Genomic DNA, 22,430 nt, shown 5'->3' on the forward strand with positions numbered 1-22,430 from the left:
GTTCAGTTCATGCAGCAAGAGCCGTACGGCTACCAGTATCACCGCCTGTTTCGGGGCATGCCCAATTACCGGTGGTGGAAGCCGCTCGTGTTCGCGTTTCTCGCGGTCACCTTCGGCTTCACGCTGCAGGTTGCCGTCACCGGCCTCGCGATGGCTCCGTTCATCGCGGCCGGTGACGTCAGCTCGATCCTGAGCATCGAGTCGCGCATCATGGCGCTCGACACGCAGGATCCGTTCGCGATTGCTCTCGCGTTCCTCTCGCTTGCGGTATGGATTCCAGCGATCATGCTCGCCGCCTGGGCCATGGGCATCAAGCCCGTGGGCCGTATTTGGTCGGTGAAGTTTCGCATGCGCTGGGACCTGCTCTTTTCGACCTTTGGTTGGGCGGCTCTCGTCTTCGCGGTCACCCAGCTGCTCATCATTGCGGTGCAGGTCATGCTCACCCCGGGCGGCCCGGCCTTCGGGCCCGATGCCGTGGCCGGTTTCCAGTGGAATCTCGCGATCACCACCCTCGTGCTCGCCCTCGTGCTCGTGCCGTTTCAGGCCGCGGCCGAGGAACTCATGTTCCGCGGTGCGATGATGCAGGTGCTTGGCTCGTGGATCAAGAACCCGATCATTCCCATTCTGCTGCCCTCACTCCTGTTTGCCGGCGCTCACCTCTACGACGTCTGGGGCATGCTGCAGGTCGGGCTCATGGGCGTGACCTGCGCGTGGCTCACGTGGCGCACGGGCGGCCTCGAAGCAGCAATCTCACTGCACGTGATCAATAACCTCGGCGTCTTCCTCATTCTCTCGACCGGCGTGACCGGCTCGACGAAGCAGGTAAGCGAGACCGGAGGCGCGTGGATCGGCCTCCTCATGCAGGTCATCATGCTCGCCCTGTACGCCGCGATCGTCGTGAGAAAGTTTGACGCCAAGCGCCGCGAAGAGGCGAAGGCCGCTACTCTCGTGGGGGCGCTCTCATGAACCTGATTGCCCCAAACACCCTCGTCGTCGTGGGAGATGGTCTGCCCGAACTCGCGGTCGCGCTCGACTTCGCGAGCGTTGGTGTGCCCGTTACCGTGATCGCCGACCGGGCCGCGACCGGCAGCGAGTTCACCGGGCCACAGTCTGACCCGAGCGGCAAGCTGGCCGCGTGGATCGACGAGGTCGCAGCCCCGCTTCCCGGCAGCGACTCGCCGAGTTGCGTGGCCAGCCGCAGGGATCCGCTGCCGCTCTGGGTGCGCAATGACGCTCGCTGGGTGATGGTTCCCTCTGATTCGGTCTTCGGGATTCCCTCGTCGCCGTTGTCGGTTGAGGTGAGCGATGCGCTCGGCGGTGCCACAGCGTTTCGCGCCTACCTCGATCGGTTGAAGCCGGTGCTCACGATCGGCAAGACGCAGTACATTGGCGACCTGGTACGCAACCGAGTGGGGCAGAAGGTGCTCGACACGTTCGTTGAGCCCCAGGTGCAGTACCTGTTTGGCGAGCCGAGTACCGCGGTCGAGGTCATCGACCTTGCCCCGGGGCTGAACGAGGCAGAGACGCGGGCTGGTTCCCTGTCGGGGGCAGCTCTCGCCTATCTGGATCGCTACCCTGCGCTTGCCGCGGGAACCGAGCCTGACGTTGGGTGGGTCGCGTTCACCGAGCTGCTCAAGAAGCGTCTTGACCACTACGGTGTGCAGTGGCTGAGCCCCGAGGCGAACGTCACGACGACGCGCGCTGAGGCTGCCGACGGAACCGTGACCTGGCTCGTGCACGACGGCGCTGCCGAGCACGTTGCGTCGATGCTCGCGAGCGCTGCGCCCCTCGCGGCAGACGATGCCGTGCGGTACGAGATAGCGTTCTCGCACGCGGCCCCCGAGTGGTGGCCTGCGGCAGCTGGTGAGACGGCTGCCGCGCTCCAGCTCGCGACAGTGACCGCGCTGCCCACCGATGGGGCAGGGGTCAACGGGCAAACCTGGTCGGCTCGCACGGTCGTTGCGGCTGACGGGGCCACGCGGTCGGTGCTGCGTGGCCCCGTTGTCACCGCCGCGAGCCAGGCTCCTAGCGCGACCGAACTCGGGCACCTCCGCGCGACCTTTGGTCTTGATCAGCCGGGCGAAGAGGCCGTGAGCGTTGCCGAACGTGCCGCCTACGCTCCGGTGAACCCGGTCGCTCAGGCGGGCAAGTCGGCAAACGCCCCCAAGGGCTCGACCGAGGCGGTCAGCGACGAGAGCGATGCCGCGACGGCTGCGGCAGAGATGCGCGTTGAGTGTGGCGTTGCCTCGTCAGAGCGTGGGCTCGCTGAGGCGCTTGAACGGGCGCGCACGCAGGCGAAAGAGCTGCGCCGCGAGGCACTCGGCCTTGTGTGATCGCACAGAAAGCGGCGGGCAGGGAGGCCGCGACCTGATGCGTTCCTAAAATGGAATATACATCGTGGTGACACGTATGTAGGCTGGTGGGGTATGACTCACCAAAACCGACGGAGGAAACAGTGAAGGGCAAAGTAGGGCTCGTGCTCGGCTTCGGAATTGGTTACGTGCTTGGCTCACGGGCTGGCCGCAAACGGTACGAGCAGATTAAGAAGACCGCGGGAAATGTATGGAACAGCGGTCCGGTTCAGACGGTTGCCCAGAAGGTGACGGGCGCGGTTTCTGACCAGGCTCGCCAGGCACAGAACTTCGTTCTGGGCAAAACCCAGGCCCTCGTGCACGCCGCGTCCGCGCCAAAACGTCCCGAAGACGTTGCCGTGCAGCAGAAGTCGAAGGCTGATGAGGCAGTGGCTCCCAAGCCGGCAGGCGCATCGTCATGAGTCGCAAGAAACGTTCTGGTCCCTCGACCATTGAGCTCCTGCTGCGGTTGCCGCAACAGGTCATCGCGCTTATCAAAGCCGAGTACGCCAATGCCAAGGGCGAGATCAAGCGCGGCGTCAAGAAGATCGTCATCGCGCTACTCTTCCTCATCGTTGCACTCTTCTTCCTCTTCTGGTCACTCGCTGCCTTCGGTGCCTCAGCGATTCTGGGCCTCGCAAACGCGGTGTCGCCCTGGCTTGCGGCACTCATTGTTGGCGGTGGCCTCGTCGTGCTCGCGGCAGTAGCAATTGTGGTCGGTGTCATGATGATCAAACGGGCCAACCCCGTTCCCGAAGAGACCCTCGGCCGTGTTTCAGACGATGTGACGGTCGCGACGACCGTGCGCTACAACACGACCCCCGACGCACGCATTCACGAGGCAACCGAGAAGGGCGGCCAAGCAGCGCCCGGAAAGGGGTCGGTACGATGACTACGCCAGAACAGCACCCTCGCGAAGAGGCTGACCTTGCCCGTGTCGAGCTGTACGAGACGCTCTCGCTCCTGAGTGACCGCCTCAACTACGCGCAACGTTTCGACGACGCGGTAGAGCGCACGACCGAGAAGCTACAAGAGGAGCGAAAGACGAACCCGGTTGGCTTCGCACTCGCGGTCGCCGGGGTTGCAGCAACCGTGGGCGTGCTCGCCTGGGTTGGTGCCTCGAAAATTATTCGCAAGTTCCAATAATCAAGCGTGATGTGCCACAGAAGGCACATCACGTTTCTGTTGCAATGCCCCTTTTTGGGGCTCAAATTTTGCACATCTCTCCATTTCACGGTAGAAAAGGGAACATCGAAGGAAATGCCTTCTCTACCAGCTCTTGAGTCATCGTTAGACTGAAGGTGAGATGGGCTGGTGTTGCCATTTTCGATGAATGCGTGGAGTGTATGTCTGATTCAACACAGGCACTCGAGGGTCTCCGAGTGCTGGTGCCCAGGGGAGGAACCTGGGGTGAGATCGTTTCTCGCGTGCTGCGCAATCATGGGGCAAACACCGTTATTTCTCCGCTCGTAGACTTTGCGAGCTCAGGCGAAGAAGCCAAACTGGTCGAAGCGTTGCATCGGCTTGAGGCCGGCGAGTTTGACTGGCTTACTGCAACGAACCCGACGGTGGTCAACGTGCTTCGGCACCACAACACCGTGATTCCTACGCACACGCAGCTCGCGGTCGTCGGTGACGCCACCGAGGCCGCGTTTGTTGCAGAGGGCTACGAGGTCGCTCGCACCCCAGAGGGCGAGAACACCGCCGAGGGGCTTCTGCAAACCTGGCCCGAGATTACGGGCGAGAAGCTGCGCGTTTTGACGCTGCGCTCGAACGTCGCGAAGCCCGTCGTGACGGCGGGGCTCATCGACCGGGGTCACTCGGTCACTCAGATCGTTGCCTTTCGCACCGTCGGCGTTCCCGCCTCGGTGCACACGCGAGAAGACGTCGAGTCGGGCCACATCAATGTCTTGCTCGTCGCGACCCCGCAAATCGCTCACGAGGTGAAGAACCAGTTTGCCGACAGGCCTGAATCGACGCTCATCGCATGCGTTGGGCCCAATACGCGTGAAGAGGCCAAGCGCATCGGCCTTCGCGTTGACGATGGCGATGAGCACCCGCAGGTGAACCAGATTATTGACGCCGTTGAATCGGTGATCGACTACAGCGACACGCTCGACTAGCGAGACCCCTTCAAAGCGGAGTGCCAGCGTGCGCACTCAAGACGGAAACACTCGCGCACCGCGTCCAAAGCGTATACGATTTAACTGTTGTGCTGTGGCGCCTATTCGGCGTTCTTCACCGTGCAACGTTCGTGTGTACACCGGTCGCTCCACCCGATCCGCCCGGTACGCAGTGGTCAAAGGAGTCACAGAATGCCCGCAAGCATTACCCTGCCCCCAACGTTTCGCGAGCACTTAGACGCGAGCCCTGACGCGCTCATCGGTCTGTGGTCGTGCGCGGGGAGCCAGATCATCACCGAGATCGTCGCCTCAAGCGGTTGCGACTGGGTGCTCGTCGATACTGAGCACTCGCCGCTCGGGCTCGAGAGCACGCTCGCTCAGCTCTACGCGATGTCGGCCTACGCCGCCACCCCCGTGGTGCGGGTGCCGTACGGCGATACCGTCGTGATCAAGCAGGTGCTCGACCTCGGCGCCCAGAACCTCCTCGTGCCCATGGTCGATTCGGCAGAGCAAGCGCAGCGTATTGTCGAGGCGACGCGATACCCGTCGGCTGGCGTGCGGGGCGTTGGCGCGGCACTCGCGCGATCATCGCGGTGGAACAGGGTTGGCGAGTACCTCGCTAACGCGAGCGACACGATCAGTCTCACGGTGCAGATCGAATCGGTTCGGGCGGTCGAGGCCATTGACGAGATCCTTGCCGTCGAGGGCATTGACGCGGTGTTTATTGGCCCCGCCGACCTCGCGGCCTCCGCGGGTCATCTCGGAAACCCAGCTGATGCCGAGGTGCAGCGTCTCGTCGAGCACGTCATCGAGCGTGCGCAAGACGCTGGCATGCCGGTCGGGGTGAACGCGTTTGTGCCCGCCGACGCGCAGCGCTACATCGACATGGGCGTTGACTTTGTTGCGGTGGGGGCCGACGTCGCGCTCCTGGCCCGAAGCACCGAGGCAATCGTGCAGCAGTTTCGTTCACCCGATGCGGCGGGCTCACCCGCGGGCGAAAGGGCAAGCTACTAGTGGCGGCGGCAAAGGGATCAAAAGCCCAGCGTGCGTACACGTCGATTCGCGAGCGCATCGCCTCGCAAGAGCTTCGACCCGGCGACCGGCTCGTGCTTGCCGGCCTCGCAGACGAACTCGAGATGTCGGTCGTGCCGGTGCGCGAAGCGATCCGCAAGCTCGAAGCCGAAGGCGTCGTGGTGTTTGAGACGAACGTGGGCGCGCGCGTCGCTCGCATTAATCGTGAGCGGTACCTCAACACGATGCAGGCGCTCGCGATCGTTGAGGGGGCCGCGACGGCGCTCTCTGCGCCCCACCTTGGCTCAGGGCGTCTTGAGGCAGCCCGGCGCTTCAACGCCGAGCTCGAGCAGCTCCTTGGCGCGTTTGACGGGGCCGAGTACGTGAGGCTCAACCAAGCCTTTCACGAACAGCTCTACCGCGATTGCCCGAACGAAGAGCTCATCAATCACATTGAAGAAGAGCGCGAGAAGCTCGCGATGGTGCGCGACCCTGACGCGACCTTCACGGCGGCTCGCGCACGGGACTCGGTACAAGAGCACGAGCACATTCTGCAGCTCATTGAGTCGGGCGCTCCGTCATTCGAGATCGAGCTCGCGGTGAGGGAGCACCGCTCGGCGACGCGCGACGCGGCACTCGCGCATCAGGCGCACCAAGCCGAAGCCGAGGCTGCCTCGTAGGCTTCGCTAGAACACCATCGGGCGATCGTCTTCGTCGTCAAAGGTCTCGGCAACGAGCGAGAGGTCGATGTCGACGACGACGGGAACGTGATCGCTCGGGCCGTCGCCGCGGCGCTCATCGCGGTGGATCGAGGCGCCGGTGACCGCGTCGGTAAACGCCTGTGAGCCGAGAATGAAGTCGATGCGCATGCCCTCGTCTTTTTGGAAGCGCCCGGCCTGGTAATCCCAAAACGTGTATTCGTCGGGAACAAGCTCTCGCACCGGATCGCTGACGACCGAGCTGAAGCTCTCGAACATCTGGCGTTCGGGAACCGAAACGTGTGTGCTGCGACCCTCGACAAACTGTGGGTCGCCCATGTCGCTCGGCAGGGGAGCGATATTCCAGTCGCCCATGAGAGCGAGGGGCAGATCTGGGTCGGCGCCGATCCACGCCTCTGCGTTCTTGCGCAGCGCCTCAAGCCAGCGCAGCTTGTAATCAAAGTGGGGGTCATCGATGCCGCGCCCGTTCGGTACGTAGAGGCTCCAGAGCCTGAGGTCGCCGACGGTCACGCCGAGGGCCCTAGCTTCGAGCGGGTCACCCTCTGGGCCGGTTCCCTGATCTTGGCCCTTGACGGGCTTGCCGAAGCCCGGCATCTCGTCGAAACTGTGGGTGATCTCGGTCATCTCGTGCTTGCTCGCAAATGCGACTCCGTTCCACTGGTTGAAGCCGTGCGTCACGACCTCGTAGCCTGCACGCTCGAACTCGGCGTACGGGAACTGGTCGGGCCGGCACTTCGTCTCTTGCATCGCAAGAACGTCGATGTTCTCGCGCTCGAGCCAGTCGACGACTCGACCGACGCGGGTACGAATTGAGTTCACATTCCAGGTGGCAATACGCATACCCCAAGCCTATCTTGGGGGCCAGGGCCCGTGCCTCTGGCGCGCGGCCTCAGGCCTCTGGTAGCCCAGGACCCTCAGCGAATCATGCCCGCGGCTTCAAGAACACAGCGCGGGTCTGGTAGAGTTGCTTCGTGCGATACTCATCGCACCCGCGGGTGTAGTTCAATGGTAGAACTTCTGCTTCCCAAGCAGACAGCGCGAGTTCGATTCTCGTCACCCGCTCCACGTTTTCTTCTACTCAGCCTTTGGTGCGCAGACCTGCTGCTTGGCCAGCGAAGCGGCCATGTCATCGGCGCTCCATGCGTCGCCTGACTCGCCGAGCAGGGCGGCAATCTGTTGTGCGAGGGTCGTGGCGAACTGGGCGCCCGCGGTTGAGTTGTTGAGGGCAACGACGACGCTGAAGCCCGTCTCGGGGTTGTGCCATGCCGCGGTGATTGAACCGGGAAGTGCGCCGTCAGAACCCCACAGCGGCCCCATGTTCACGACGCCGAAGCCGAGCTGTGGGCCTGCGGTATCGGGATCGCTCGTGGGCTCGCCATCGTCGTTACGCTCTGGGTTCTTGAGCGGGTTGGTCTCGGTGATGACTGAAGCATTTTTTCCGCCGAAGCCTCCGTCAAGGTACCGCTCGTAGAAGCGCTTGATGTCGCCGACGGTCGTTGCGGTTGCGCCAGCGGCACCGAGAATTGACGGTGACTGCTCGCTCACGTCAACGGGGTCAGCGTCACACTGCGGCCCGGGAAGGTACGCGAGACCGGTGAGGGTGTTCTTGCCGGGAAGTGTGAGGTTTTCGCCGTCGCTCAAGTAGACCGAGCTATTCATCTCGGCTGGCTTAAACACGCGCTCCTCGAGCTGGTGGGCGACCGACTCGTTGCCCACGATCTTGAGCGCCCTTCCGAGCAGCACAGCGTTTGAGTCTGAACGGTAGACGTTCTTGCCGGGCCAGGGAAGCTCTCCGAGAATGAGCGACTCAGCGATTTTCTCGCCGGTCGACCAGTTGCGCTCGGGGTTCGTGATGTAGAGCCCGGTGTATTCCTTCTTGAAGTCTGAGAGGCCCGAGGTGCCGTCGCACAGCTGCCCATAGGTGATGTCGCCGATGCCGGTCTGCCGTGGCAGGTCCTGCGCAACCTCGCGGTCAAGCGATACCTTGCCCTCGTCAACGAGGTCGAGCAGCAGCGCGCACATGACGGGCTGCGTTGTTTGCGCACCGCGCAGCAGGGCGTTGGCGTCAAAGTCGTCTTCGGCGCCCTCGCTCGCGTAGGCGCGAACAAGATCGCCGTCTGCGGTCCAGACCCCGACGACGGCCTGCGTCGATCCGCTGAGAGCCATGGCATTCTGCACGGCATCGGTCACGAGACCCGCCTGGTCGTTGCCGAGTGACTCGGCGTGATCGTCGATCGGCTTTGCCTCTGTTGAGGTGCACGAGGTCAACAGAAGAGCAGATGCTGCGACGATGCTTGCGAGTGCAATGCGACTGCGTGACTTCACGGGAAGGAACCACCGTTCGTTTGACAAATAAAGGCTCTTTATCTTACTGAGACAGGCTGAAAAAATGGCGTGATTACGGGGGAGTGTTAGGTTACCCTAACTTGAGGTAGGGTATGCGTTGTGAATACTTTTGATCAGACCGTAGTCGACGCCGTTCTCGCCCATATGGGAGATGATCACGGAGAAGATAACATCATCATCGCTCGCGGTAACGGAGCGCCCGAGGCGAGCGCGAGCCAGATGATCGATCTTGACGGCGAGGGCGGGGTATGGCGTGTCACCGAGAACGGTGAAACTCGTGAGCTGCGCATCAGCTGGCCCGACGGCCCGATCACCGAGCGCCCGCAGATTCGCCGCGCGGTCGTCATCTTGTACCGCAACGCGTGCAAGCAGCTCGGCATTGATCCGATGCAAGATGAAGCTTCCCACGAGCCGGCCAAGCCTTTCTCTCAGGTCATTCGCGAGGGTAGCTGGTCTGATCACGATGACAGTGAGGGTGCCGATTTCATGGCATCGATCATGCGGGGCACCGCGACGCGCGATGACTACGTCGCGCTCGTTGCGCAGCACTTCTTTATGTACGAGGCGCTCGAGGCCGTCGTTGACGAGGTTGTGAACGACGAACGTTTCGCCCCGTTCCATGACGAGAACTTGCGCCGCCTTGCCGCGCTCAACGACGACCTCACCGTGCTCATCGGCGAGAACTGGCGCGACGAGATCAAGCCGGTTCCCGCGACGGCCGAGTACGCCGAGCGCATTCGCCAGGTGGGGGCCGAGGGCTGGGTTCCTGGCATTATCGCTCACCACTACACGCGCTACCTCGGCGACCTCTCGGGCGGTCAGATGATCGCGAAGCGCGTTGTGCGCCAGCACGGCTTCGAGAACGGCGAAGGCACAAAGTTCTACGACTTTAAGGAGCTCGGCTCACTCCCTGGCTTTAAAGAGCGGTACCGTGAAGCGCTTGACGCACTCGGCGAGAGCTTCAACGATGTCGAACAGGCACGCATGCTGCACGAGGTCCGTCGCGCCTACGGCTTCAACACCGCAGTGTTCATCGACATGGCGAAGGCTAAACAGCAGTAGCTTTTTCGGGGCCGCTGGCCTCGGCCTTCGCGTCTGAAGGGTTCTCTGCGGTCTGCTCTGCTGCGGCGCCCGGTCGATCGGCCCGCGATCCGCGCATGAAGCGGGCGACATCGTTATCGACGATGATGTCTCTTGGCGTCAGCGGGCGCGAGAGGTAGAGGCCGTCGAGCGAGCGGATGCGGCTGAGGGCGACGTACGTTTGCCCCGCGCTGAATGCCCGCGGCCCGAGGTCGATGACCGCCCGCTCGTAGGTTTGCCCCTGAGACTTGTGGATCGTGATTGCCCACGCGAGTCGCAACGGGAACTGTTCGAACTCGGCCACGACGTCTTTCGTGAGGGTCTTGGTCTCGGTGTCGTAGCGGTACTTGTAGCGCTCCCACAGGGCGGGGTGCACCTCGTGCTCCTCGCCGTCGACATCGACCCACACGGTGTTCTCGATGTGCGTCACGACGCCCAGGGTGCCGTTGACCCAGCGCCCGTCAGGGTCGTTGCGCAGGAACATGACCTGCGCGCCGACCTTGAGCTCGAGGGTCTCGTCGGCCGGAAACATGGTTGACGTGAACTCGCCGTTGACGTCGGCCACCGCCTTGAGTGCCGAGCCGGTGATCGCGGCGAGCTTGGCAGAGTTGATGCGGTTGACCACGGCGTTTGTTGCGGCGAGCGTGATGATGTTGTCGCTGGGCTGCGGCCGCGCTCCCATCCCGTTGAGCTCGGCAGCCATCTCGGCGGTAACGTAGCCGTGGCGCACGCCATTGAGGAGGTACTTGAACCGGTCGTCGCTCTGGCGGTGAATCTCGGTGAGCTCGATGATCTCGAGGTCGACCGATTGCCAGGCGAGCGCGTCGAAGAACCAGAGCGAGCGGTACATGTCGTCGAAGTAGGCGCGTTCGTCAGGGTCGCGCGGCGGGACCGGGGGTAGCTGATAGGGGTCGCCAAACATGATGATTTGCACGCCGCCGAACGGGTCGTGCGGGCGAGAGCGCGCGAGGCGCAGTGAACGGTCAATCGCATCCATGAGGTCGGCGTTGACCATTGAGACCTCGTCGATGACGAGCGTATCGATTGAGTTGAGCATGCGCTTCAGCTCGGCAGACTGCTTGATCTCGTGGTCGGCGATGATGCCCGTGGGCAGTCGAAACAGCGAGTGAATCGTTTGACCGCCGACGCCGAGCGCCGCAACGCCCGTGGGAGCGCACACCACGATGGTCTTGCTCGTGTGCCACGACAGGTGGTTGAGCAAGGTCGACTTACCGGTGCCAGCACGCCCCGTAATAAAGACGTGCTCGCGGGTGTGCTCGATGCGGTCATACACCGCCTGCTGCTCTTTCGAGAGCTGAACCGTTGCGCGTGAGACCATTCGCCCATTGTACGCGAGCCGACCGTGGCCAATGGCAAGATATACACATGGGCATTCGGGTGCTTGCCGTGGGCAAAAAACATGAGTCGTGGATCGAGGCCGGTCTCGACCGATACGCGAAGAGGCTGCGCAAGCCGTACGACATCACCTGGCAGTTTCTTGCGCACTCTTCGCGGGAGGCCGACGCTGCGAGGGCAGAGGAGTCGCAACGCATTGAGGCGAAGCTTGATGACGCCGAGGTCGTGGTGCTGCTTGATGAGCGCGGCAAGATGTTTGACTCGGTCGCGTTCGCTGCGCAGCTGCAGCGCAGGCTCGACACCGGCAAACGAGTCACCATTGTCATTGGCGGCGCCTACGGAGTGACCGAGCAGTTGCGCCAGCGGGCCGACGTGGTGTGGAGCCTCTCGGCCCTCGTGTTTCCGCACCAGCTCGTGCGCCTCATTCTTGTCGAGCAGGTCTACCGTGCGCAAGAGATCAGCGCGGGTCGCCAGTACCACCATGTATAGGGCGCCTGCGCTACCGCCCTCCTCGTGTCGGTGGTCAGCCTTACACTGCCTCCATGACCTCATCACGCCTTCACGTCACGCGCTCGCGGGCAACAGCCGAAGCGTGGTTCTTCGCATGCTTTGCGACTGAAGTAGCGGCGAGTGATGCTGGCGTTGCCGGGGCGCTGGCACACGTCGTGCCCTGGCTGGTCTTGCACCCCGATGAGGCGCCTGGTAACCGCCCGTTACTGCGTGGCACATTGCGGCCGCATCTCACCGAGGCTCACAGTGATCGTGAGGCCCTCACAATCGTCAATGCTGGCCCCAGTGTGCTTCTTCAAACGCGGGTGCTGCGAAGTTGCGGCTGCGGGCTACGTGCATCGCTTCCCAGGCGATCGCTTCCGGGCGATCACCTGGTGGTGAGGCCGAGCAGCTGCTCGCGATCGGCGTGCGGTGAGGGGAGGTGGTTTATGCGTTGGTTTACACCCGAAGGCGTCGAGCTCGTGTGGCCGTTTGTCTGGTGAATGGGTGAGTGTGGGGCTCGTGACGCTGGTGGCTGCGGCGGTGCGGGGTCGAACGCGGCTGTCGTGTGGCGTTTCGGTGCCCTTTGGTTCTGAGCCCTACTGAGGAGGTGCCGTCTCGCCGGTCTTACGGGCATGCATCAGGTCATTCGCGGTAATGCGGCGGCGCTCTTTAGGGTGAACGTCGCTGTCGGTGATGCCGCTGACGAGATCGGCGGTGGTGGTGTCGAGCGCGGTTGCGAGACGTGCGAGCATATCGACCTTCGGCGTCGTGATGCCGCGCTCTATTCGACTCAGGCTGGTGAGATGAATCTCGGCCATGTCGGCGAGGTCCTGCTGGCTGATGCCTATTGCGCGCCTTCTCGACCGAATCTTGTTACCGACAATGCGGGCAATACGAAGATGTTCTGATTGCTGCATAGGAGTAATGGTGTCACGGAGTGGGCTCGGGCTCGATGGGCTTTGATGCCTATAGCTTATACGCCACATGTCGCGCTCTCGTTATTGTGGCTCGACACGCCGATAAGGCATTCGGGCAGAAAATGTTTCCAGGCCCCTTCGGCCTGTGGAAAACTCCGCCAAAAGCGCAGATTCATGCCAAAAGTTTTGACGGTATTTGTTCACAAAAAGTGAAAAAGATGGTGGAAAGTTACACCGGTGTAACTACAGCATCTTGTGGTTAAGGTTCATGTGGTTCACTATATGTAGTGCTTGGGGAGGGAACCGCTCTGTGCCGTTACCCCGAGGCATGACACGACGTAAGTACCTGTTCGGAAGAAGGAAAGCATTATGACTATCACCGTTTACACGAAGCCTTCATGCGTGCAGTGCGACATGACCTCGCGCGCGCTCGACAACAAGGGTATTGAGTACAACACGCTCGATCTTTCAGAAGATCCCGCGGCGCTCGAGCACGTGAAAGAGCTCGGTTACCTGCAGGCTCCCGTCATCGTTGCCGATGGCGAGCACTGGTCAGGCTTCCGCCCAGACAAGATCGAAGAGCTCGCAAACCGCCTCGCGTAATGCTGGCGGCCCTCGCGGGCTCTCGACACCGAAACACCACACATAGCGGCGGGCAACCCTCAATGGCGAGGGAAGCCGGCCGCTCACCACTATATAGAGCACTACCAGAGTGAGGATGAGAGAGATTTTGGATACGGCACTGAAAGCGCAGACCGACCAGCACGAGTCATCGAAGATTAGCGATATGGACTATCACTCGCTGAACGCGATGCTGAACCTGTATGACGCTGATGGCAAGATCCAGTTCGATAAAGACCGCGAAGCCGCGCGCCAGTACTTCCTGCAGCACGTCAACCAGAACACGGTGTTCTTCCACAACTTCGAAGAGCGCATGCGGTACCTGCTCGACAACGAGTACTACGAGCGCGAGCTCGTTGAGCAGTACTCGGTGAAGTTCATTGAGCAGCTCACCGACGAGGCCTACGCGATGAAGTTCCGCTTCCCGACCTTCCTTGGCGCGTTCAAGTTCTTCACCTCGTACGCCCTGAAGACCTTCGACGGGAAGCGTTACCTCGAGCGCTTCGAAGATCGCGTCGTCATGGTCGCCCTCGGGCTTGCACAGGGCGACGAGAACCTCGCCCGCGGCTACATGCGTGAGATCGTTTCGGGTCGCTTCCAGCCCGCAACCCCGACCTTCCTCAACCTCGGCAAGGCTCAGCGAGGCGAACTCGTTTCGTGCTTCCTGCTGCGCGTAGAAGACAACATGGAGTCGATTGCTCGTGGAGTGAACTCATCGCTGCAGCTGTCGAAGCGTGGCGGTGGCGTGGCGCTTTCACTCTCGAACCTTCGTGAGGCCGGTGCGCCGATCAAAAAGATCGAGAACCAGTCGTCGGGCATCATTCCCGTCATGAAGCTGCTCGAAGACAGCTTCAGCTACGCGAACCAGCTCGGTGCTCGACAGGGCGCGGGCGCGGTATACCTCTCGGCACACCACCCCGACATCATGCAGTTTCTCGATACCAAGCGTGAGAACGCCGACGAGAAGATTCGCATTAAGACGCTCTCGCTCGGTGTCGTGGTGCCTGACATCACGTTCGAGCTCGCGAAGAAGAACGAAGACATGTACCTCTTCTCGCCGTACGACGTCGAGAGTGTGTACGGCGTTCCCTTCGGCGACCTGCCCATCACCGAGAACTACTACGAGATGGTGAACGACGCGCGCATTAAGAAGACGAAGATCAGCGCGCGCGCCTTCTTCCAGACTGTTGCAGAGCTGCAGTTCGAGTCGGGCTACCCGTACATCGTGTTTGAAGACACTGTGAACCGCGAGAACCCCATCAAGGGCCGCATCAACATGTCGAACCTCTGCTCTGAGATTCTGCAGGTCAACACCCCAACGACCTACAACGAAGACCTCAGCTACAACGAGATCGGTAAAGACATCTCGTGCAACCTCGGCTCGATGAACATTGCCGCGATGATGGACGGCGATACGTTTGCTGAGAGCGTCGACCTCTCAATTCGTGCGCTCACCGCGGTGAGCGACATGAGCCACATTAGCTCGGTTCGTTCGATCGAAGACGGTAACGACAAGTCGCACGCGATTGGCCTCGGCCAGATGAACCTGCACGGCTACCTCGCCCGTGAGCACATTCACTACGGGTCAGAAGAGGGTATCGACTTCACGAATATCTACTTCTACACGATCCTCTTCCACGCACTCAAAGCATCGAACGCGATCGCGATTGAACGCAAGACGACCTTCGACGGCTTCGCCGATTCGAAGTACGCCTCGGGCGAGTTCTTCGACAAGTACACCGATCAGGTGTGGGAGCCCGAGACCGACCGCGTCAAGCAGCTCTTCTCAGACGCTGGCGTCTCAATTCCCACGAACGACGATTGGAAGCAGCTCAAGGCCTCGGTCATGGAGCACGGCATCTACAACCAGAACCTGCAGGCGGTTCCGCCGACCGGCTCGATCTCGTACATCAACAACTCGACCTCGTCGATTCACCCGATCGCATCGAAGGTTGAGATTCGTAAAGAGGGCAAGCTTGGCCGCGTGTACTACCCGGCTCCGTTCATGACGAACGAAAACCTCGATTACTACACCGACGCGTACGAGGTTGGCCCAGAAAAGATCATCGACACCTATGCCGCGGCAACGCAGCACGTCGACCAGGGCTTGTCGCTCACCCTGTTCTTTAAGGACACGGCGACGACTCGCGACATCAACCGCGCGCAGATCTACGCATGGCGCAAGGGCATCAAGACGATTTACTACATTCGTCTGCGCCAGCTCGCACTCGAGGGCACTGACATGACCGAGTGCGTCAGCTGCATGCTCTAACGTCACACCGACCACAAACGCGAAGAGAAGGAAACGATGAACCCGAAGCCGTTCAAGTTGGGCCACGCCGTTCAGGCGATTAACTGGAACCGCATTGAAGATGAGAAGGACCTTGAGGTCTGGAACCGTCTCGTCAACAACTTCTGGCTGCCAGAAAAGGTGCCCCTATCAAACGACGTGCAGTCGTGGGCGACGCTGACCGAAGACGAGAAGCTGCTCACCATGCGCGTCTTCACCGGCCTCACGCTGCTCGATACCATTCAGGGCACCGTCGGTGCGGTGTCGCTCATTCCCGATGCCGCAACCCCTCACGAAGAGGCGGTGCTCACGAACATTGCGTTCATGGAGTCGGTGCACGCCAAGAGCTACTCATCGATCTTCTCGACGCTCTGCTCGACGCAGGAAATCGACGACGCCTTCCGCTGGTCGGTAGAAAACACCTACCTGCAGAAGAAGGCGCAGATCATCGTCGACTACTACGAGGGCGACGATCCGCTGAAGCGCAAGGTCGCATCGACGCTGCTTGAGTCATTCCTGTTCTACTCGGGCTTCTACCTGCCGATCTACTGGTCGAGCCGCGCGAAGCTCACGAACACTGCCGACCTCATTCGCCTCATCATTCGTGACGAGGCCGTGCACGGTTACTACATTGGTTACAAATACCAGGTGGCCCTGCAGAAGGAGACTCCTGAGCGTCAGGAAGAACTGCGCGAGTACGTCTTCGCGCTCATGTACGAGCTCTACGAGAACGAGGTGCTCTACACGCAAGACCTCTACGACAGCGTCGGTCTGACCGAAGACGTCAAGAAGTTCTTGCACTACAACGCCAACAAGGCCCTCATGAACCTCGGCTACGATCCGATGTTCCCGAAGGAGCTCACCGACGTGAACCCCGCGATTCTGTCGTCGCTTTCGCCGAACGCTGACGAGAACCACGACTTCTTCTCGGGCTCGGGCTCGTCGTACGTCATCGGCAAGGCCGTGGCGACCGAAGACGAAGACTGGGACTTCTAAGACTCATCGAAGCCTGTCGAAGGCGCCCCGCATCTGCGAAACCGCAGGTTCGGGGCGCTTTTGCGTTGGTTCGGGACGTGCGGCCGAGACGCGAGGGTATGAGTCGAGCGCGACATGGGCTAGGGTTGAGTTCAGTGACACGGGGTGCTGCCAAGCGCAGCTGAGATTACACCCGTCGAACCTGATCCAGTTCGTACTGGCGAAGGGAATGTCCGAATGAGCAGGGTACATTCGGGGCACCGAATGGGGTGCCTGCGGCTGGCTATACTCGCGAAAGCTCGGCTTCTCTTCGTCGCGAAGAAAGTTGAGAGACAATGCCCGCTTCACCCTCAGGCGCCCTGCTCGATGAGCTTCGGGCGCAATCGCCCCTGGTGCACAGCATCACCAACTCGGTGGTGCCGAACTTCACCGCGAACGTGCTGCTCGCCATTGGCGCGGCGCCCGCAATGGTTGACATCGTCGGCGAGGCCGGGCTCTTCGCCCGGGTTGCCGGCGGCCTACTCGTGAACGTGGGAACGCCCACCCCAGAGCAGCGCGAGGCGGCCGAAGAGGCGGTCGAAGCCGCTCTCGATGCCGGCACCCCGTGGGTGCTCGACCCCGTCGCGGTTGGTGCGCTGCCCATTCGCACCGAGCTCGCGGAGCGCCTCGCCGAGAAGCGCCCCTACGCGATTCGCGGCAATGCCTCTGAGGTGCTCGCGCTCGCGGGAGAGGGGGCGGGTGGCAAGGGCGTTGACTCGGCCGACACGACCGAGGCGGCGGGGCCCGTCGCGGTAGAGCTCGCGCGCCGGCTTGGCACCGTTGTCGCGGTGTCGGGGCCCGAAGATTTCATCACCGATGGCCAGCGGATCCTCCGGGTGGCAAACGGCGACGCGATGCTCACGCGCGTCACGGGCGGCGGTTGCGCGCTCGGTTCGCTCGTGGCCGGCTTCGCTGCGGTGCGCGGCGAGGTGCCTCCCGTCGAGGCGGTCGCCGCGGCACACGTCGTGTACGGCGTCGCGGCCGAGCGTGCGGCGACGGGTGCGGCGGGGCCTGGAACCTTCGCGGCGCGGCTCATCGACGCGCTGTACGAGGTGAGCCCGGCCGAGGTTTCGGCCTCAGAGCGGCTGCGCGAAGAGGCGGTGACGGCGTGAATCTCGGCATCTATCTCGTGACCGACCGCGCCCTGTGTGGCGACCGCGGAGTCGTGCAAACGGTGCGGCAGGCGGTCGACGGCGGCGTCAACACCGTGCAGCTGCGTGAAAAGTACGACGGCTTCGACGAGCAATTGCGCGAGCTCGAGCGCCTCGCCGAGGTGATCGACGGCCGCGCCCTGCTCGTTATCAACGACCGGCTCGACGTTGCGATCGCCGCTCGCGAGCGCGGCATCGCGGTCGATGGCGTGCACCTGGGGCAGGGCGATACTGCTGTGGATCGGGCCCGGGGCGAACTCGGCCCCGACGCGATCATCGGGCTCACGGCCAACACCCCTGAGCATCTCGCCGCGGTCGCGAACATGCACGAAGGATCGGTCGACTACCTCGGCATCGGTGTGATTCGGCCCACCTCGACGAAGCCGAACCACCCGCCGGCGCTCGGCTTCGACGGCTTCGAGCACCTCGCCGCGACGGCGCCAGTGCCCCCGGTCGCGATCGGTGGCGTCGAGCTTGCCGATACCGCCGAGCTGCGACGCCGCGGCGCCGCAGGCATCGCGGTCGTCTCGGCAATCTGCGCGGCTCCCGATGCCGAGGCCGCGGCTCGCGACTTCGTGCGCGCCTGGCACTCGGGCGAGGTGACCCGATGAGGGCCGCGCGGGTTCTGGCCGCGGCGGTCGCGGTGCTGCTCGCCGGGGCGATTGCCGGGTGCGGGAGCGGGGCGGGATCCGCCGCGGTGCAATCGGGGGCAGCGGGTGCTCCTGGCGCCAGCGAGAACGGGACGAAGATTCGCTTCGCGCTCGACTGGACCCCGAATACGAACCACACCGGGCTCTACGTCGCGCTCGAACGGGGCTATTTCGCCGACGCCGGCCTCGACGTCGAGGTGCTGCCGTTTAACAACATCAACCCCGAGGTGCTCGTCGACGCGGGGCAGGCCGAGTTTGGCATCAGCCACCAGGACACCGCGAGCATGGCGATTGCCGCGGGGGCAGGCCTCATCTCGGTGCTCGCGGTTGAGCAGACGTGGGCGAGCGAGGTCGCGGTGCTCGCCGACCGCGACGACATCGAGAGCCCTGCCGATCTTGACGGGCTCGTGTTCGGCGGCTTCGACAACCCCTCAGAGACGGCGACCATGCGCGGCGTCGTTCAGGCCGCCGGCGGCACCGGCGAGTTCGAGACGGTCGTGCTCGCGACGAACGCCTACGAGGCGCTCTACTCGGGGGCGGTCGACTTCACCGTTCCGTATGTGGCGTGGCAGGGCATCGAGGCGGCCAGGCGGGGCATCGAGCTCAAGACCTTCGCGTACACCGACTTCGGGTTTCCCGACTCGTACCAGGTCGTGACGATCGGCCAGCGCGACTGGCTCGACGCGCACCCTGACGAGGCTCAGGCCTTCGTGCAGGCGCTCGCCCGAGGCTACGAAGACTCGATTGCCGACCCCGAGGGCGCCGCCACCGTGCTGCACGACGCAAATGCCGGGCTGCTCCCCGACCTCGATCTGCTCGTTGAAAGCCAGCGCATGCTCGCTGAGCGTTTCATGCTCAACGACGCGGGCGAGTTTGGCCGGCAGACCGAGCAGCACTGGCGCGAGCTCGGCGTGTTTCTCTTCGAAGCAGGCCTGCTCACCGATCGCGACGGGAAACCGCTCCCTGCTGAACCCTCGTGGCAGGACTTCTTCACGAACGACTACCTGCTCGGGTGAGCGTGCAACGTGAGACGAGCGCACCGCGCGGCTGGTGGCAGGCCGTCGCGGTGCCGCTCGGGTTTCTCGGCGCCCTCGTCGTCGTGTGGGAGGTGGCGGTGCGCGTGAGCGGCGTGCGCCCGCAGGTGTTACCGGCCCCGTCACTCGTTGCGGCATCTGGGTGGGATCACCGCGAGGCCATCGCGGGGCACGCCATGGCAACCCTCGGGGTCACCGCCGCGGGTTTCGCGGTGTCGCTCGCCTGCGCCTGGGCACTCGCGATCGCGGTCGACTTCTCGCCGATCCTGCGCCGTGCCGCGCTGCCCCTCATGGTGGCCTCGCAGACCATCCCGGTCATCGCGATTGCGCCGCTCATGATCATCTGGTTCGGCTTCGGCCTGCTGCCGAAGGTGCTCGTCGTCGCGCTCGTGACCTTCTTTCCCGTGGCGATCGGCCTCATCGAAGGCTTCGCGAGCGCCGACCGCGAGGCCGGGGCGCTCCTGCGCAGCATGGGGGCCGGGCGCGTGCGCGAGTTTGTGCTGCTGCGGCTGCCCACCGCGCTGCCGCTCTTCTTCACCTCGCTGCGGATCAGCGTGACGTACGCGGTCGTCGGCGCGATCTTCGCCGAGTACGTCGGGGCGCAGTCGGGCCTCGGCATCTACATGAGCGTGCAGAAGAACGCGTTTCGTACCGACCTCGTGCTCGCCGCCGTCGCGGTCACCGCCCTCGTGAGCATCGCGCTCTACCTCTCGACCTTTGTGGTCGAGCGCATGGTGATTCCGTGGCACTCACACGAACGGAGGGCCCGCCGTGCCCGCACCAACTGAGCCCCGCCTCTCGCTGCGTGGCGTCTCGCGTGACTTCGCACTGTCGCGCGGAGAGAGACGCCCCGTGCTCGACGACGTCTCGTTCGATGTCGAGCCGGGAAGCTTTGTCTCGATCGTCGGCCCCTCGGGCTGCGGCAAGAGCACGCTCTTCAACATCATCGCCGGGCTTGATACGCCGACCGCCGGCAGTGTGCTCGCCGACGGCGTCGACGTGCGCGGATCGGCCGGCCACGCCGCCTACATGCCCCAGAAGGATCTGTTGTTCCCGTGGCGCACGATCGCGCAGAACGTCGCGCTCGGCCTCGAGGTGCAGGGCCGGCCACGCAGGGAGGCGCGGCGCCAGGTGCGCGACTCCTTCGCGCAGTTCGGGCTCGAGGGTTTCGAAGACGCGCTCCCCTTCGAACTCTCTGGCGGCATGCGGCAGCGCGCCGCCCTGCTGCGCACCGTCGTGCAGCAACGCCGCACCCTGTTGCTCGACGAACCCTTCGGCGCCCTCGACGCGCTCACCAAACGCGAGCTGCACGACTGGCTACAGAGGGTGTGGATCGAACACGACTGGACAGCCCTGCTCATCACCCACGACGTGCGCGAAGCCGTTCTCCTGTCAGACCGCATCATCGTGCTCGGCCCCCGGCCAGCTTCGGTGCGCCTGGTGCTCGACGTCGACCTGCCGAAGCCGCGCACGCTCGCCGTCGCCCAGAGCCCCGAGTTCGCGGCGCTCGAGCGTGCGGTGCTGGCGGCGCTGGGCGCGGGTGCTGGTGCTGGCACCGAGGCTCCCGCTGCCGCCGGTGCCGCTCCTGCAAGCGCCGGGCTCCGCGCTCGCCCACGAACCAACGCAACCCCCAAGGAGAACCTGTGACGAGAAGAACCCCGATCCGCCTCAATGCCTTCGCAATTAATGGCGTGGGCCATCAGATTCCGGGGCTGTGGCGCCACCCCGACGACCGCTCGCGTGACTACACGAGCCTCGAGCACTGGACAAACCTCGCGCGGCTGCTCGAGCGCGGCCACTTCGACGGGATCTTTCTCGCCGATGCGCTCGGGCCCTACGACGTCTACGAGGGAAGCGCCGACGCCGCGCTGCGAACCGCGGCGAAGATTCCGATGAACGACCCGATGATGCTCGTGAGCGCGATGGCGGCCGTCACCGAAACCCTCGGCTTCGGCGTGACGGCGACGACGACCGCCGAGCATCCGTACACCTTTGCGCGGCGCATGTCGACACTCGACCACCTCACCCACGGGCGCATCGGGTGGAACGTCGTGACCGGCTACCTCAAGAGCGCCGCCCAAAACCTGGGGCAGGTCGATCAGCTCTCGCACGACGAACGCTACGACCACGCCGACGAGTACCTCGAAGTCGTGTACAAGCTGTGGGAGGGCTCGTGGCAAGACGACGCGGTCGTGCTTGACGTCGAGCGCGACACGTTCGTCGACCCCGCGCGGGTGCACCCGATCGCGCACGAGGGGCGCTACTTCAGCGTTCCCGGCCCGCACCTGTGCGAGCCCTCGCCGCAGCGCACCCCCGTCGTATACCAGGCCGGGGCCTCGCCACGCGGCATTCGCTTTGCGGCCCGTCACGCCGAGGCGATCTTCGTTGCGGCCCCCACGATCGAGCAAACCCGTGAGCAGGTCACGAAGATTCGCGACGGCCTCGAGGCTGCCGGCCGCGGCCGCGATGCCGCCCGCACCTACGCCCTGCTCACGATCGTCACCGCTGAGACCGACGAGCTCGCCGCCGCGAAGTACCGCGATGTCTTCGCCTACGCCTCAGAGGTGGGCAACCTCGTGCTCAACTCAGGATGGTCGGGCCTCGACCTCTCGCAGCAAGACCTCGACGCCCCGCTTGAGCCCGCCGCCACGAACGCGATCCAGACGACGGTGGCGAGCCTGTCGGGAGCGCGGGGCGGGGGAGCTGGCGGTGCTGGTGCTGGTGCTGGTGGTGCTGGTGGTGCTGGTGCTGGTGCTGGTGCTGGCGGTTCTCCTGGCTCTGGCGTTTCTGGTGCTGGCGGTTCTGCTGGCCCGGGCGAGCCTGCTGGTGCGGGTGATTCCGACCTCGGCGGCGATGCCCGGTGGACGCTACGCGATAGCGCCCGCATCAACGCGACCGGCGGCCCGGTCGTTGTCGGCTCGGGCGAGACGGTGGCCGATGCTCTTGAGCGTCTCGTCGCCGAGACCGGGGTCGACGGCTTCAACCTCGCCTATGCGCTGAACCCCGGAACGTGGGAAGACGTCATCGACCACGTTGTGCCGGTGCTGCAGCGACGAGGCCTCTACCCGACTGCGCCGCAGCCCGGGACGCTGCGCGACCGAATGTTCGGTACGGGTGACCGGCTGCCCGCGGCCCACCCCGGGGCTACGTACCGGCGGGGGTGAGGGCGCTTGCGGTGCGGGGTGCGGGGTCACGGATGCGGGGGCCGCGGGTGTGGGGGTGACGGGCGCGGTCGGGCTCTGGGCTCGATCCGCCACGGAGCGCTTCGGGTTTGC

At 63.7% G+C, this 22,430-nt stretch carries 23 protein-coding genes, 1 tRNA gene and 1 riboswitch; of the genes, 20 read left to right on the top strand and 4 right to left on the bottom strand.

Annotation, left to right across the window (positions count from 1 at the left end; translation table 11 throughout):
* Positions 1–9: 9 nt before the first annotated feature.
* The 8 genes from JSO19_RS08165 to JSO19_RS08200 all read left to right on the top strand — a co-directional run bounded on the left by JSO19_RS08165 (position 10) and on the right by JSO19_RS08200 (position 6,165).
* Positions 10–966 (top strand): CPBP family intramembrane glutamic endopeptidase, encoded by a 957-nt coding sequence (locus tag JSO19_RS08165; RefSeq protein WP_270910938.1) that lies wholly within the window; start codon positions 10–12, stop codon positions 964–966.
* Complete coding sequence (locus JSO19_RS08170) at positions 963–2,333, top strand: hypothetical protein (protein WP_270910939.1); 1,371 nt, start codon at positions 963–965, stop codon at positions 2,331–2,333. The genes JSO19_RS08165 and JSO19_RS08170 overlap by 4 nt, the downstream gene beginning before the upstream one ends.
* Positions 2,334–2,455: 122 nt before the next feature.
* Positions 2,456–2,773, top strand: coding sequence for a YtxH domain-containing protein (locus tag JSO19_RS08175; protein WP_270910940.1), 318 nt, complete (start codon positions 2,456–2,458; stop codon positions 2,771–2,773).
* Complete coding sequence (locus tag JSO19_RS08180; protein ID WP_270910942.1) at positions 2,770–3,243, top strand: phage holin family protein; 474 nt, start codon at positions 2,770–2,772, stop codon at positions 3,241–3,243. Before JSO19_RS08175 ends, JSO19_RS08180 begins: the two co-directional genes overlap by 4 nt.
* Complete coding sequence (locus JSO19_RS08185) at positions 3,240–3,497, top strand: hypothetical protein (protein WP_270910944.1); 258 nt, start codon at positions 3,240–3,242, stop codon at positions 3,495–3,497. Before JSO19_RS08180 ends, JSO19_RS08185 begins: the two co-directional genes overlap by 4 nt.
* Positions 3,498–3,697: 200 nt before the next feature.
* Positions 3,698–4,474, top strand: coding sequence for a uroporphyrinogen-III synthase (locus JSO19_RS08190; RefSeq protein ID WP_270910946.1), 777 nt, complete (start codon positions 3,698–3,700; stop codon positions 4,472–4,474).
* A 192-nt stretch (positions 4,475–4,666) separates the two neighbouring features.
* Entirely contained in the window at positions 4,667–5,488 is an 822-nt protein-coding gene (locus tag JSO19_RS08195; protein WP_270910948.1) for an HpcH/HpaI aldolase family protein, read from the top strand.
* Positions 5,488–6,165 carry a GntR family transcriptional regulator gene (locus JSO19_RS08200; RefSeq protein WP_270910949.1) on the top strand — a complete coding sequence of 226 codons (678 nt, stop codon included), beginning with the start codon at positions 5,488–5,490 and terminating at the stop codon, positions 6,163–6,165. The genes JSO19_RS08195 and JSO19_RS08200 overlap by 1 nt, the downstream gene beginning before the upstream one ends.
* Before the next feature lie 6 nt (positions 6,166–6,171).
* On the opposite strand, the gene JSO19_RS08205 is transcribed toward JSO19_RS08200, so the two are convergent.
* A complete protein-coding gene (locus JSO19_RS08205; RefSeq protein ID WP_270910951.1) occupies positions 6,172–7,044 on the bottom strand; it encodes an exodeoxyribonuclease III in 873 nt (290 codons plus the stop codon).
* A gap of 151 nt (positions 7,045–7,195) precedes the next feature.
* Here JSO19_RS08205 and JSO19_RS08210 point away from each other — a divergent pair.
* A tRNA-Gly gene (locus tag JSO19_RS08210) sits at positions 7,196–7,269 on the top strand.
* 9 nt (positions 7,270–7,278) lie between these two features.
* Here JSO19_RS08210 and JSO19_RS08215 read toward each other — a convergent pair.
* On the bottom strand, positions 7,279–8,556 hold the full coding sequence (locus JSO19_RS08215; RefSeq protein ID WP_270910952.1) for a serine hydrolase domain-containing protein: 1,278 nt from the start codon (positions 8,554–8,556) through the stop codon (positions 7,279–7,281).
* A 93-nt stretch (positions 8,557–8,649) separates the two neighbouring features.
* Here JSO19_RS08215 and JSO19_RS08220 point away from each other — a divergent pair, with 93 nt between their 5' ends.
* Positions 8,650–9,612 (top strand): biliverdin-producing heme oxygenase, encoded by a 963-nt coding sequence (locus JSO19_RS08220; RefSeq protein WP_270910953.1) that lies wholly within the window; start codon positions 8,650–8,652, stop codon positions 9,610–9,612.
* On the opposite strand, the gene JSO19_RS08225 is transcribed toward JSO19_RS08220, so the two are convergent.
* Positions 9,599–10,969, bottom strand: a complete 1,371-nt coding sequence (locus JSO19_RS08225) for an ATP-dependent DNA helicase (protein ID WP_270910955.1) — start codon at positions 10,967–10,969, stop codon at positions 9,599–9,601. The genes JSO19_RS08220 and JSO19_RS08225 overlap by 14 nt on opposite strands.
* 47 nt (positions 10,970–11,016) lie before the next feature.
* On the opposite strand from JSO19_RS08225, the gene JSO19_RS08230 reads away from it, so the two are divergent.
* Complete coding sequence (locus JSO19_RS08230; RefSeq protein ID WP_270910956.1) at positions 11,017–11,475, top strand: 23S rRNA (pseudouridine(1915)-N(3))-methyltransferase RlmH; 459 nt, start codon at positions 11,017–11,019, stop codon at positions 11,473–11,475.
* Positions 11,476–12,074: 599 nt separating this feature from the next.
* Here the strand turns inward: JSO19_RS08230 and JSO19_RS08235 are convergent.
* Positions 12,075–12,395 carry a helix-turn-helix domain-containing protein gene (locus tag JSO19_RS08235; protein ID WP_270910957.1) on the bottom strand — a complete coding sequence of 107 codons (321 nt, stop codon included), beginning with the start codon at positions 12,393–12,395 and terminating at the stop codon, positions 12,075–12,077.
* Positions 12,396–12,764: 369 nt separating this feature from the next.
* Between JSO19_RS08235 and nrdH the strand changes: the two genes are divergently transcribed.
* From nrdH to JSO19_RS08280, 9 genes are all read left to right on the top strand, one after another.
* Positions 12,765–12,998 carry a glutaredoxin-like protein NrdH gene (nrdH, locus tag JSO19_RS08240; protein ID WP_217133577.1) on the top strand — a complete coding sequence of 78 codons (234 nt, stop codon included), beginning with the start codon at positions 12,765–12,767 and terminating at the stop codon, positions 12,996–12,998.
* Between the two features lie 184 nt (positions 12,999–13,182).
* Positions 13,183–15,288 (top strand): class 1b ribonucleoside-diphosphate reductase subunit alpha, encoded by a 2,106-nt coding sequence (gene nrdE / locus JSO19_RS08245; RefSeq protein WP_270912122.1) that lies wholly within the window; start codon positions 13,183–13,185, stop codon positions 15,286–15,288.
* Positions 15,289–15,324: 36 nt separating this feature from the next.
* Positions 15,325–16,302: a class 1b ribonucleoside-diphosphate reductase subunit beta gene (nrdF, locus tag JSO19_RS08250; protein WP_217133579.1), complete on the top strand. Its 978-nt coding sequence runs from the start codon at positions 15,325–15,327 to the stop codon at positions 16,300–16,302.
* A gap of 130 nt (positions 16,303–16,432) precedes the next feature.
* Positions 16,433–16,528: riboswitch (TPP riboswitch) on the top strand.
* Positions 16,529–16,616: 88 nt separating this feature from the next.
* Complete coding sequence (thiM, locus tag JSO19_RS08255) at positions 16,617–17,432, top strand: hydroxyethylthiazole kinase (RefSeq protein WP_270910958.1); 816 nt, start codon at positions 16,617–16,619, stop codon at positions 17,430–17,432.
* The gene (thiE, locus tag JSO19_RS08260; RefSeq protein ID WP_270910960.1) at positions 17,429–18,082 is read left to right on the top strand and encodes a thiamine phosphate synthase; all 654 of its coding nucleotides are present in this window, start codon (positions 17,429–17,431) and stop codon (positions 18,080–18,082) included. The genes thiM and thiE overlap by 4 nt, the downstream gene beginning before the upstream one ends.
* Positions 18,079–19,137 (top strand): ABC transporter substrate-binding protein, encoded by a 1,059-nt coding sequence (locus tag JSO19_RS08265; protein ID WP_270910962.1) that lies wholly within the window; start codon positions 18,079–18,081, stop codon positions 19,135–19,137. Before thiE ends, JSO19_RS08265 begins: the two co-directional genes overlap by 4 nt.
* Positions 19,138–19,139: 2 nt before the next feature.
* Positions 19,140–19,943, top strand: coding sequence for an ABC transporter permease (locus JSO19_RS08270; RefSeq protein WP_270910963.1), 804 nt, complete (start codon positions 19,140–19,142; stop codon positions 19,941–19,943).
* Positions 19,927–20,802: an ABC transporter ATP-binding protein gene (locus JSO19_RS08275; RefSeq protein WP_270910964.1), complete on the top strand. Its 876-nt coding sequence runs from the start codon at positions 19,927–19,929 to the stop codon at positions 20,800–20,802. Before JSO19_RS08270 ends, JSO19_RS08275 begins: the two co-directional genes overlap by 17 nt.
* A complete protein-coding gene (locus tag JSO19_RS08280; RefSeq protein ID WP_270910965.1) occupies positions 20,799–22,319 on the top strand; it encodes an LLM class flavin-dependent oxidoreductase in 1,521 nt (506 codons plus the stop codon). The genes JSO19_RS08275 and JSO19_RS08280 overlap by 4 nt, the downstream gene beginning before the upstream one ends.
* Positions 22,320–22,430: the final 111 nt, after the last annotated feature.

Source organism: Leucobacter sp. UCMA 4100 (genome assembly GCF_027853335.1).
Taxonomy (GTDB): Bacteria; Actinomycetota; Actinomycetes; order Actinomycetales; family Microbacteriaceae; genus Leucobacter_A.

Excerpts from the sequence above, each read along its gene's own strand:
- JSO19_RS08165 (WP_270910938.1), top strand. The coding sequence starts at position 10 with ATGCAGCAAGAGCCGTACGGCTACCAGTATCACCGCCTGTTTCGGGGC.
- JSO19_RS08170 (WP_270910939.1), top strand. The coding sequence starts at position 963 with ATGAACCTGATTGCCCCAAACACCCTCGTCGTCGTGGGAGATGGTCTG.
- JSO19_RS08180 (WP_270910942.1), top strand. The coding sequence starts at position 2,770 with ATGAGTCGCAAGAAACGTTCTGGTCCCTCGACCATTGAGCTCCTGCTG.
- JSO19_RS08185 (WP_270910944.1), top strand. The coding sequence starts at position 3,240 with ATGACTACGCCAGAACAGCACCCTCGCGAAGAGGCTGACCTTGCCCGT.
- JSO19_RS08190 (WP_270910946.1), top strand. The coding sequence starts at position 3,698 with ATGTCTGATTCAACACAGGCACTCGAGGGTCTCCGAGTGCTGGTGCCC.
- JSO19_RS08195 (WP_270910948.1), top strand. The coding sequence starts at position 4,667 with ATGCCCGCAAGCATTACCCTGCCCCCAACGTTTCGCGAGCACTTAGAC.
- JSO19_RS08205 (WP_270910951.1), bottom strand. The coding sequence starts at position 7,044 with ATGCGTATTGCCACCTGGAATGTGAACTCAATTCGTACCCGCGTCGGT.
- JSO19_RS08225 (WP_270910955.1), bottom strand. The coding sequence starts at position 10,969 with ATGGTCTCACGCGCAACGGTTCAGCTCTCGAAAGAGCAGCAGGCGGTG.
- JSO19_RS08230 (WP_270910956.1), top strand. The coding sequence starts at position 11,017 with ATGGGCATTCGGGTGCTTGCCGTGGGCAAAAAACATGAGTCGTGGATC.
- JSO19_RS08235 (WP_270910957.1), bottom strand. The coding sequence starts at position 12,395 with ATGCAGCAATCAGAACATCTTCGTATTGCCCGCATTGTCGGTAACAAG.
- nrdH (WP_217133577.1), top strand. The coding sequence starts at position 12,765 with ATGACTATCACCGTTTACACGAAGCCTTCATGCGTGCAGTGCGACATG.
- nrdE (WP_270912122.1), top strand. The coding sequence starts at position 13,183 with ATGGACTATCACTCGCTGAACGCGATGCTGAACCTGTATGACGCTGAT.
- nrdF (WP_217133579.1), top strand. The coding sequence starts at position 15,325 with ATGAACCCGAAGCCGTTCAAGTTGGGCCACGCCGTTCAGGCGATTAAC.
- thiM (WP_270910958.1), top strand. The coding sequence starts at position 16,617 with ATGCCCGCTTCACCCTCAGGCGCCCTGCTCGATGAGCTTCGGGCGCAA.
- JSO19_RS08265 (WP_270910962.1), top strand. The coding sequence starts at position 18,079 with ATGAGGGCCGCGCGGGTTCTGGCCGCGGCGGTCGCGGTGCTGCTCGCC.